Source organism: Streptomyces sp. NPDC088554 (genome assembly GCF_044752945.1).
Lineage (GTDB): Bacteria > Actinomycetota > Actinomycetes > Streptomycetales > Streptomycetaceae > Streptomyces.
The window spans coordinates 1-11,706 of sequence record NZ_JBIVMF010000061.1; the positions used below are offsets into that span (position 1 = coordinate 1).

Consider the following 11,706-nt stretch of genomic DNA (forward strand, 5'->3'; position numbering starts at 1 on the left):
GGCCGGGCTGAGCCTGTCGCGTTGGTGTCGGCGTTGGGTGAGTTGTTCGTGGGTGGTTTTCCGGTGGAGTGGGGGGTGTTCTTCGCGGGGGGGTCCGTGCGGCGTGTGGAGTTGCCGACGTATGCCTTCCAGCGTTCCCGCTACTGGCTGGAGAACGTTCCTGAGCTTGCCGTCGCGCCCGCGGCTGCGGATGTCGTGCCCCAGGAGGGGGTGACAGACCACCCGGAGCAGCTGACGTACCCGGATCCCGCCGGGACAGTAAGGCAGTTGACCGCGCTGGTGCTCGGCACCGCTGCCGCCGACGTGGAGATGACGCGTTCCTTCAAGGACTTGGGTTTCGACTCCATCATGTCCGTGGAACTGCGCGACCGGCTGTGCGCGGCCACCGGCCTGCCTCTCGCCACGACGCTGCTGTACGACCACCCGAGCCCCGCGGAGGCTGCGCAGTTCGTCCTGGCGCGGCTGACGGGGGCCGAGGCTCCCGCCGCCGAGGTCGTGGCGTCCCGCGCGGTCGATGACGATCCTATCGCCGTCGTGGCGATGAGCTGCCGGTTCCCCGGCGGCGTCCAGACGCCCCAGGACCTGTGGGAGCTGGTCCGTGACGGTGTCGACGCGGTCTCCGTGTTCCCGTCGGACCGTGGCTGGAACGCCGACGCCGGACGGTTCCCGACCGCGGGCGGGTTCCTCTACGACGGTCATCATTTCGACGCGGAGTTCTTCGGGATCTCGCCGCGTGAGGCGCTGGCGATGGATCCGCAGCAGCGGCTGCTGCTGGAGACCTCCTGGGAGGCGTTCGAGCGGGCGGGTATCGACGTGGCGTCCCTGCGCGGCAGCCGTACCGGTGTCTTCGTCGGCGCCACCGCGCAGGACTACACCCCCAAGCTCGGCGATCCCGCGGACGGGCTCGAAGGGCACCTGCTGACCGGGGGCACGGTCAGTGTGGCCTCCGGCCGGATCTCGTACTTCCTGGGGCTGGAAGGCCCCGCGGTCACGGTGGACACGGCGTGTTCGTCGTCGCTGGTGGCCCTGCACCTGGCCTGCCAGTCGCTGCGGCAGGGCGAGTCCACCCTGGCCCTGGCCGGTGGTGTGACAGTGATGGCCACACCGGGCATGTTCGCCGAGTTCTCCCGCCAGGGCGGGCTGGCGGCGGACGGCAGGTGCAAGGCGTTCGCCGAGGCGGCGGACGGCACCGGTTGGGCCGAGGGCGTCGGTCTGGTGCTCCTGGAACGGCTGTCCGAGGCACAGCGCAACGGCCACCCCGTGCTGGCGGTGGTACGGGGCAGTGCGGTCAACCAGGACGGTGCCTCCAACGGGCTCACCGCGCCCAACGGCCCGTCGCAGCAGCGGGTGATCCGGCAGGCGCTGGCCAACGCGCGGCTGACCCCTGCCGAGGTGGATGTGGTGGAGGCGCACGGTACGGGTACGAAGCTGGGCGATCCGATCGAGGCGCAGGCGCTGCTGGCCACGTACGGGCAGGACCGGCCGGGGGAACGGCCGCTGTGGCTGGGGTCGTTGAAGTCGAACATCGGTCACACCCAGGCCGCCGCCGGCATCGCCGGAGTCATCAAGTCGGTGATGGCGATGCGGTACGGAACGATGCCGGCCACGCTCCACGTCGACCGGCCGTCCTCGCATGTGGACTGGTCGGCCGGTGCCGTGGAGCTTCTCACCGAGGCGCGGCCCTGGCCGGACACGGACCGGCCGCGTCGCGCCGCCGTCTCCAGCTTCGGTGTGAGCGGCACCAACGCCCATGTCATCCTCGAACACACCGCTGATGTGACCCCGACGCGGGACGCGGCTCCCGGTGCGATCGACCCGGTTGTCGCCTGGCTGTTGTCGGCCCGGGAGACGGGCGCGGTACGTGAGCAGGCGGCTCGGCTGATCGCCCAGGTCACCGCGGACCCGTCCGTACGTCCGGTGGATGTGGGCTACTCGCTGGCCGCGACCCGTTCCTCCTTCGAGTACCGCGCCGTGGTGGTCGGACGGCAACGGGACGAACTGCTCGCCGGGCTCGAAGCGCTGGCCTCCGGGGAGACAGCGACGAACCTGGCGACCGGACGGGCACCGGCGGACGGCGCGGGGCGCGTGGTGTTCGTCTTCCCCGGACAGGGCTCGCAGTGGGCCGAGATGGGCCTGGAACTGGCCGAGCACTTCCCGGAGTTCGCGACCGTACTGGCGGAGTGTGCCCAGGCGCTGGCCGAGTACGTGGACTGGGACGGCCACTCGCTGCACGAGGTGCTGGCGCAGACGGGGGGTGCTCCGTCGCTGGAGCGAGTGGATGTCGTACAGCCCGCGCTGTGGGCGGTCATGGTGGCGCTCGCCGCGCTGTGGCGGTCCCACGGTGTGCACCCCGACGCCGTCGTGGGCCACTCCCAGGGCGAGATCGCCGCTGCCTGCGTCGCAGGGGTCCTGACACTGGACGAGGCCGCCCAGGTCGTGGCCCTGCGCTCGCGCGCGATCACCGCTCTGGCCGGTGCGGGCCAGATGGTGTCCGTACCTCTGTCCGAGGCCGACACGGCCGAGTGGATCCGGCCGTGGGCCGACTCCGGGCAGATCGGCGTCGCCGCGGTCAACGGTCCGGGGTCGACGGTGGTGTCCGGTGACTCCCCGGCCGTGGACGAGCTCCTGGAGGCGCTGGCCGCCCAGGACATCCGGGCCCGGCGGATCCCGGTGGACTACGCCTCGCACAGCCCGCAGGTGGCCCGGATCCGCGACGAACTCCTGCACGCGCTGGACGGGCTCGCCCCACGTCCGGGCACCGTTCCCGTGTTCTCCACGGTGACCGGGCAGTGGCTGGACGACGCCACCCCGATGGACGCGGAATACTGGTACAGCAACCTGCGGCAGACCGTCCGGTTCGAGGAGGCCGTCCGCACGCTGGCCGATGGCGGCTGGGGTGTGTTCATCGAGGCCAGCCCGCATCCGGTGCTGACGATCGGCGTACAGGAAACACTGGACGCACTCGGCCGGACCGGTGTTGTCACCGGCTCCCTGCGCCGTCAGAAGGGCGGACCGGACCGCTTTCTGCACGCCCTCGCACAGGTGCACACCCACGGCGGTCCCGTCGACTGGGACACCCTGTTCGCCGGTACCGGCGCCACGCGTACGGATATACCCACCTACCCCTTCCAACGGCAGCGCTATTGGCTGGACCGGCCGCAGACCCCGACGGAGACCGGGCCCGAGGCGGACTCGACGCGGTACCGGGTGATCTTCACACCGCTGCCGGAGCCGACGGCGTCCCGGCTCTCGGGGACATGGCTGCTCGTGGTGCCGGCCACGGGCGAGGCAGACACGCGGGCCGACGTGATCACCCGGTCGCTGACCTCGGGAGGCGCGGCGGTCGAGCGGCTCGCCATTGAGGCGGGCGCGGACCGTACGGACGTGGCCGAGCGGCTCGTCGGAGTGCCCGCAGAAGGCGGCGCGATACGTGCGGTGGTGTCGCTGCTGGCCCTGCACGAGGACACGGACGCGGCGCACGCGTCGGTGCCGGCGGGCCTGGCCGCGACGCTCCGTCTGGTACAGGCCCTGGGCGACGCCCAGGTCGCCGCGCCGCTGTGGTGCCTCACCCAGGGAGCCGTGTCGGTGGGCGCCTCCGACCGCCTGGACAGCCCCGCCCAGGCACAGGTGTGGGGCCTGGGCCGGGCCGCGGCCGTGGAACACCCCGAACGCTGGGGCGGTCTGCTGGACCTGCCCGGGACGCTGACCGACCGGGTGCTGGAGCGGCTGGTGGGAGTGCTGGCCTCGGACGGCGACGAGGATCAGGTCGCGATCCGGGCCGCCGGTGTGTTCGGCCGTCGGCTCGTACGCGGCGGCCCGGCGCCGACCCGCACCGGCCGCACATGGCGGCCCGGCGGAACCGTGCTGGTGACCGGCGGCACCGGAGCGCTGGGCGCCCGGGTCGCGCGATGGCTCGCCGGCAACGGCGCCGACCACGTGGTGGTGGCCGGCCGACGCGGACCGGCCGCGCCGGGCGCGGACCGGCTGCGGGACGAACTCACCGAGCTGGGCGCCCGCGTCACACTGGTCGCCTGCGATGTCTCCGACCGGCGCGCGGTCGCCGAACTCGTGAACCGGTGCGCGGAACAAGGAGACCCGATCCGCGCCGTGGTGCACACCGCCGGTGTGGGAGTGACGAAGCCGCTCGCCCGCACCACCCCGGCGGACCTCGCCGTGTCCTTCGACGCGAAGGTCGGCGGCGCCGCCCATCTGGCCGAAGCGCTCGGCACCGACCTCGACGCCTTCGTGCTGTTCTCGTCGGCGGCCGCTGTCTGGGGAAGCAGTGGACAGGGGGCGTACGGCGCGGCCAACGCCTACCTGGACGCGCTGGCCGGCCAGCGGGCAGCCGACGGCCTGGCCGCGACGGCCGTGGCCTGGGGCCCCTGGGACGGTGAAGGCATGGCGGCGGACACCGCCGTCATCAACATGGGCGAGCTGCGCCGCAGCGGCTTCACGGCCATGGACCCCGACCGCGCGATCGGCGCGCTCGACCGCGCGCTCGCGGACGGCGAGACCGCGCTGACCGTGGTGGACATGGACTGGACACGGTTCGCCGAGCTGTTCACCATCGCCCGCCGCAGCCCTCTGCTGGCGGAGCTGCCCGAGGTGGCGCGCCTCGTCGGCCACACGTCGGCGGAGACCGCGCGGGAGGGGAACGCGTCGCCGGTCGCCGGCCGCCTCGCGAAGGCATCCGGGGCGGAAGGCCGACGCATCCTGCTCGACCTGGTGCGAGGCCGGGTCGCCGACGCGCTCGGACACGCCACACCCGACACGATCCGCACCGACCGGCCCTTCAAGGACCTCGGGTTCAACTCGCTGATGACGCTGGAACTGCGCAGCGGCCTGAACGAGGCGACCGGGCTGCGCCTGTCCGCCACGACCCTGTTCGACCACCCGACCACGGCCGCCCTGGCCGAACACCTGGCAGGCGAACTCCTCGGCGCGCCCCGTACGGAGGCCGGGGATACGGCGCCCGCCCCGGCGGGTGAGGTGGCGGACGATCCGATCGCGATCGTCGCCATGAGCTGCCGCTTCCCGGGGGGAGTGGGCTCCCCGGAAGAGCTGTGGCAGCTGGTCGCCGACGGGCATGACGTGATCTCGGGCATGCCGACCGACCGCGGCTGGGACATCGACGGCATCTACGACCCCGTGCCGGGCGTCCCGGGCAGGACGTACACACGCCAGGGCGGGTTCCTCGACGGCATCGCCGAGTTCGACGCGGAGTTCTTCGGGATCTCGCCGCGCGAGGCGCTGGCGATGGATCCGCAGCAGCGGCTGCTGCTGGAGACCTCCTGGGAGGCGTTCGAACGGGCCGGCATCGACCCGGCCGGCCTCCGTGGTGCCGCTGTCGGTGTCTTCGTGGGCTGCACCGGTCAGGACTACGTGCCCCGGCTCCACGAGACGACCGACGAACTCGGCGGATACGCGCTGACAGGTGCCGCAGGCAGTGTGGCGTCAGGCCGGCTGTCGTACACCTTCGGTCTGGAAGGGCCGGCGGTCACCGTGGACACGGGGTGCTCGGCCTCGCTGGTGGCCCTGCACCTGGCCGTGCAGTCACTGCGTCAGGGCGAGTGCTCGCTCGCGCTGGCGGGCGGCGTCACCGTCATGTCGAACCCCGGCACGTTCATCGAGTTCAGCCGGCAACGCGGGCTGGCCGCGGACGGCCGGTGCAAGGCGTTCTCGGACTCGGCGGACGGTACGGGCTGGGCCGAAGGCGTGGGCATGCTGCTCGTGGAGCGGCTGTCCGACGCGCGACGGGGTGGCCACGAGGTCCTCGCCGTGCTGCGGGGCAGTGCCATCAACCAGGACGGCGCCGGCAACGGTCTGACGGCGCCCAACGGGCGTTCGCAGCAGAGGGTGATCCGGCAGGCACTGGCCAACGCCCGGCTGACACCGTCCGAAGTGGACGTCGTCGAGGCGCACGGTACCGGCACGAAGCTGGGCGACCCCATCGAGGCGCAGGCCCTGCTCGCCACGTACGGCCAGGGCCGGCCCGCACAACGGCCGCTGCTGCTGGGCGCGTTGAAGTCCAACATCGGTCACACCCAGGCCGCCGCCGGAGTGGGCGGTGTGATCAAGATGGTGATGGCGATGCGCCACGGTGTGGCGCCGCAGACACTGCACGTGGAGCAGCCGACACCGGAGGCCGACTGGTCGGCCGGAGCGGTGGAGCTGCTGACCGAGGCACGGCCCTGGCCCCAGGCCGACCGGCCCCGCCGGGCCGGTGTGTCGGCCTTCGGGGTCGGCGGCACCAACGCACACGTCATCATCGAACAGCACACGGCGCCTAAGACCCCGGACCACACCGACCGGACCACACCCCGCGATCCGGCCGTGGTCCCGTGGTTGGTGTCGGGCGCCACGCCCGACGCGCTGCGCGCCCAGGCCGGGCGCCTGCTCGCGCACCTCGCCGACCACCCGGGGACGGACACCGCCGACGTGGCGTGCTCGCTGGCGCTGACCCGTTCGTCCCTGGACCACCGCGCGGCCGTGGTGGCCGCCGGCCGGGACGAACTGCTGGCCGGCCTGGCCGCACTGGCCGAGGGCCGTTCCGCGCCGAGCCTGGTGCGCGGCGCACCGCACAGCGGAGACCGGGTCGCGTTCGTCTTCCCCGGCCAGGGCTCCCAGTGGATCGGCATGGCCCAGGACCTCGCGGCGGCCTTCCCGGTGTTCGCCGCCCGCCTCCGCCAATGCGAGGACGCCCTCGCGGCCTTCGTGGACTGGTCGCTGACGGACGTACTGCGCGAGGCCCCCGACGCCCCGCCGCTCGACCGCGTCGACGTGGTCCAGCCGGCGCTGTGGGCCGTCATGGTGTCGCTGGCCGAGCTGTGGCGCTCGTACGGGGTGGAGCCCGACGCCGTACTCGGCCACAGCCAGGGCGAGATCGCCGCCGCCTGTGTCGCGGGCGCCCTGTCGCTGGAGGACGCGGCCCGGGTCGTGGCACTGCGGAGCAAGGCACTGGTCGCGCTCTCGGGACAGGGCGGCATGCTGTCCGTCCCCCTCGCCCTCGACCAGGTGCGACCCCATCTGGCGCGCTGGCAGGACCGGCTGTCCGTCGCCGCGGTCAACGGCCCGGAGTCGGTCGTCCTGTCCGGCGACATCCACGCCGTCGACGGCCTCCACGCGGAACTCGAAGCCGAGCAGGTCCGCGCCAAGAAGATCCAGGTGGACTACGCGTCCCACTCCGCCCACGTCGAGGCCATCCAGGACGAGCTGCTCGCCGCGCTCGCCCCGATCACACCGCGGCCCGGCTCCCTCTCGTTCTTCTCCACGGTGACCGGGGACTGGTACGACACCACCGGACTGGACGCCGACTACTGGTACCAGAACCTCCGCCGGACCGTGGAACTCCACCGGGCGACCCAGGCCCTGGTCGAGCAGGGATTCGGTGTGTTCATCGAATCCAGCCCGCACCCGGTGCTCGCCGTCGGCATACAGGGCACCATCGAGGCGGCGGACGGCGACGCCGTGGTCCTCGGCTCGCTGCGCCGCGACGACGGCGGCCCCGGCCGGTTCCTGCGCTCTCTCGCGGAGGCACACACGCACGCGGTCCGGATCGACTGGCGGACCCTGTTCACGGACACCCCGGGACACCGGGTGGAACTGCCGACGTACGCCTTCCAGCGCCGGCGCTACTGGCTCGGGACGCAGGCCCCGGAGCGGACCGGCGCCCCGGCCGTCGACCCGGTCGACGCCCGGTTCTGGTCGGCGGTCGAACGCGAGGATCTCGACGCGCTGGCCGACGTGCTGGATCTCGGTACGCGGGACGACACCTCATCGCTCGACACCATGCTCCCGGTGCTGTCGTCGTGGCGCAGGAAACGCCTCGACCGGTCCACCGTCGACGCATGGCGGTACCGCGTCGAGTGGCGACGGGTCGCCGACACACCGACCCCGGCATCCCCGTCCGGCACCTGGCTGCTGGTGTTCCCCGAGGAGTACGGAGCGGACGAGCGGGTCATCACCTCGGCCAGGGCGCTGGCCGAACGCGGCGCCGACGTCGCCGCGTGGCCGGTCGGCGCGACCACGACGGACCGGGCGGCGCTCGCCGAGCGGCTGTCCTCCACCGGCCCGATCGCCGGCGTCCTCTCCTTCCTGGCCTTCGCCGAACACGGCCTCCCGCTCCACCCCGAGGTGCCGACCGGTCTGGCGCTGACACTGGCGCTGGTGCAGGCGCTGGGCGACGCCGGGATCGACGCGCCGCTGTGGTCGGTGACATCCGAAGCGGTGTCGGTCGACGACGACCGGGCACCGAACCGCCCGGTGCAGGCCCACATCTGGGGGATGGGCCGGGTCGTCGCCCTGGAGCACCCCGAACGGTGGGGCGGCCTCGTGGACCTTCCCGAGGAGCCGGACGAGCAAGCCGTGCGCCGGCTGGTGTCGGTGGTGGCCGGTGCCCGGGGCGAGGACCAGGTGGCGATCCGCCCGACCGGGCTCCACGGTCGCCGACTGGCGCGGGCCACCGGCCCCCGAACCGGTGAGCGGCGGCGGTGGACCCCGCAGGGCACCGTGCTCATCACCGGCGGCACCGGCGCCCTCGGCGCCCATGTCGCACGCTGGCTCGCCGGCCAGGGCGCCGAACACCTCGTACTGGTCAGCAGGTCGGGCGAGGCCGCGGCAGGCGCCGACGACCTCCGTACCCAACTCGGGGTCCCGGTGACGGTGGCCGCCTGCGACATGGCCGATCGTGACGCGGTCGCGGCACTGCTGGCGCGCCTCGAAGCCGACGGCACGCCCGTCCGTACCGTGGTGCACACCGCGGGGGTCGCCCGGCTGACCCCCCTCGCGGAGACGGACCTCGCCGAGCTGGCCGACGTCCTGTCCGGCAAGGCCGCCGGTGCCCGGCACCTCCTCGACCTCCTCGACCTCGATCACCTGGACACCTTCGTCTTCTTCTCCTCGATCGCCGCCGCCTGGGGGGTCGCGGACCACGGCGCGTACGCGGCCGCCAACGCCTACCTGGACGCTCTGGCGTTGCGGTACAGGGCACAGGGGCTCCCGGTGTCCTCCGTGGGGTGGGGCCCCTGGGACGGCGACGGCATGGTGGCGCTGAACAAGCTGCTGCTGCGGCGCGGCATCCCCGTCATCGCCCCCGACCTGGCGATCACCGCGCTGCAACAGGCACTGGACGAAGGCGACACCTACGTGGCCGTCGCCGACGTGGACTGGGGCCGCTTCACCCCGGTATTCACCTCGGCACGCCCCAGCCCCCTGCTCGCCGACTTCACGGAGACGGCGGCCGACGGCCGGGAAGGCGCGTCCCGCCCGGCGGACGACACGGAATCGGAGCTGGTCCGCCGGCTGAACACCCTCCCCGAGGACGAGCGCGCCCAGGCCCTCCAGGACGTGGTGCTCACCGAGGCAGCGGCCGTGCTCGGCCACACGACGACGGGCGCGCTCGGCGCCGTACGCCCCTACCGCGACCTCGGCTTCGACTCCCTTACCTCCGTGGAGTTCCGCAACCGGCTGCGGGACGTCACCGGGCTCGCCCTGCCCGCCACGCTGGTCTTCGACCATCCGACCCCGCAGGCCACCACCGCGTACCTCCTGAGACGGATCGCGGGCACACCACGTACCACGGACGGGGCCCTCGCCGGTGTTGTGGCCGCCGCCGAGGCGGACGAGCCGATCGCGATCGTGGCGATGGGCTGCCGGTACCCGGGCGGAGTCGGCTCTCCCGAGGAGCTGTGGGAGCTGATGGCCGCCGAGGGCGACGCCATCTCCGGCTTCCCCACGGACCGCGGCTGGGACCTCGACGGCCTGTACGACCCGGACCCGGACCGCGCGGGACACACCTACGTACGGGAAGGCGGCTTCCTGCACGACGCCGCCGAGTTCGACGCGGATTTCTTCGGAATCTCACCGCGTGAGGCGTCGGCCATGGACCCGCAGCAGCGGATGCTCCTGGAGACCTCCTGGGAGACGTTCGAACGGGCGGGCATCGACACGGCGACGCTGCGCGGCAGCCACACCGGCGTCTTCGTCGGCAGCAACTATCAGGACTACGGAGTGGGTTCGCAGCAGGACTCCGCCGTCTCCGAGGGACAGGAACTGATCGGCAGCGCGCCGAGCGTGCTGTCGGGCCGGCTGTCGTACACCTTCGGGCTGGAAGGCCCCGCGGTCACCGTGGACACGGCGTGCTCGTCGTCGCTCGTGGCCATGCACCTGGCCGCGCAGTCACTGCGGCAGGGCGAGTGCACCCTGGCCCTGGCCGGCGGTGTCGCCTACATGGCGAACCCGCGGGCTTTCGTCGGGTTCAGCCGGCAGCGGGGGCTGGCACGGGACGCCCGGTGCAAGGCGTTCGCCGATGGCGCGGACGGGATGAGCCTGGCCGAGGGCGTGGGATTGGTGCTGCTGGAGCGGCTGTCGGACGCGCAGCGGCTCGGACACCCGGTCCTGGCGGTGGTACGGGGCAGCGCGGTCAACCAGGACGGCGCTTCGAACGGGCTGACGGCGCCGAACGGTCCCTCGCAGCAGCGGGTGATCCGGCAGGCGCTGGCGAACGCGCGGCTGACATCGTCCGAGGTGGACGTGGTGGAGGCGCACGGCACGGGCACCGCCCTCGGCGACCCGATCGAGGCGCAGGCGCTGCTGGCCACGTACGGCCAGGACCGGCCCGAGGACCGGCCGTTGTGGCTGGGGTCGGTGAAGTCAAACATCGGCCATACGCAAGCGGCTGCCGGTGTTGCCAGTGTGATCAAGACGGTGCTGGCGATGGGCCGTGGCACGGTGCCGGCGACCCTGCATGTGGACCGGCCGTCCTCGCACGTGGACTGGTCGGCGGGCGCGGTGGAACTGCTCACCCGGGCGCGTGCCTGGCCCGAGACCGGCCGCCCGCGCCGCGCCGGTGTGTCGTCGTTCGGGATCAGTGGTACGAACGCGCACGTCATCCTGGAACAGGCTCCGGCCCCGGTCCCGGGCGACTCGGAGGAACAGCCGGACCCCGTGGTGGTGCCGTGGGTGGTGTCGGCGTGTTCGGTCGAGGCGCTGCGGGCTCAGGCGGGGCGGTTGGCGGAGTGGGCTGTTTCGCCGGCCGGGGAGGGGATACCTCTGGTTGATGTCGGGCGGTCGTTGGCGACCGGCCGGACGCATTTCGAGCATCGTGTTGTGGTGGTTGGTGGTGACCGGGCGGAGTTGGTGGCAGGTCTTCGGGCTGTTGCTTCGGGTTCGGTGTCTGGTGTGTCTGGTGTGTCTGGCGTGGGGTGTGGTGGGTTGGGGTTGCTGTTTTCGGGTCAGGGGTCCCAGCGGGTGGGTATGGGGCGGGAGTTGTATGCCGGGTTTCCGGTGTTTGCTGTGGCTTTTGATGAGGTGTGTGGGGTTCTTGATGGGTTGTTGGGTGAGTGGCCGGTGTTGGGGGGGTGGTCGGGGTCTTTGCGTGAGGTGATGTTCGATGTTTCCTGTGTTCTGGTGGATGAGACGGGGTTTGCGCAGCCGGCGTTGTTTGCGTTCGAGGTGGCGTTGTTCCGGTTGTTGGGGTCGTGGGGTGTGTTGCCTGATGTGGTGGCGGGGCATTCGGTGGGTGAGGTGGCGGCGGCGTATGTGGCGGGTGTGTTGTCGTTGGTGGATGCGTGTCGGTTGGTGGTGGCGCGTGGGCGGTTGATGCAGGGGTTGCCTTCGGGTGGGGTGATGGTGGCGGTGGAGGCGTCCGAGGAGGAGGTCGCTGCTGTGCTGGCTGGTTGTGGGGGTGGGGTGGGGATTGGTGCGGTG

1 protein-coding gene is annotated in these 11,706 nt (G+C 72.5%); it reads left to right on the top strand.

Annotated features, from left to right (window positions below):
• Positions 1–105: 105 nt before the first annotated feature.
• The coding region (locus tag ACIP8W_RS31295) for a type I polyketide synthase (protein ID WP_402205773.1) at positions 106–11,706 on the top strand (11,601 nt) is incomplete at its 3' end.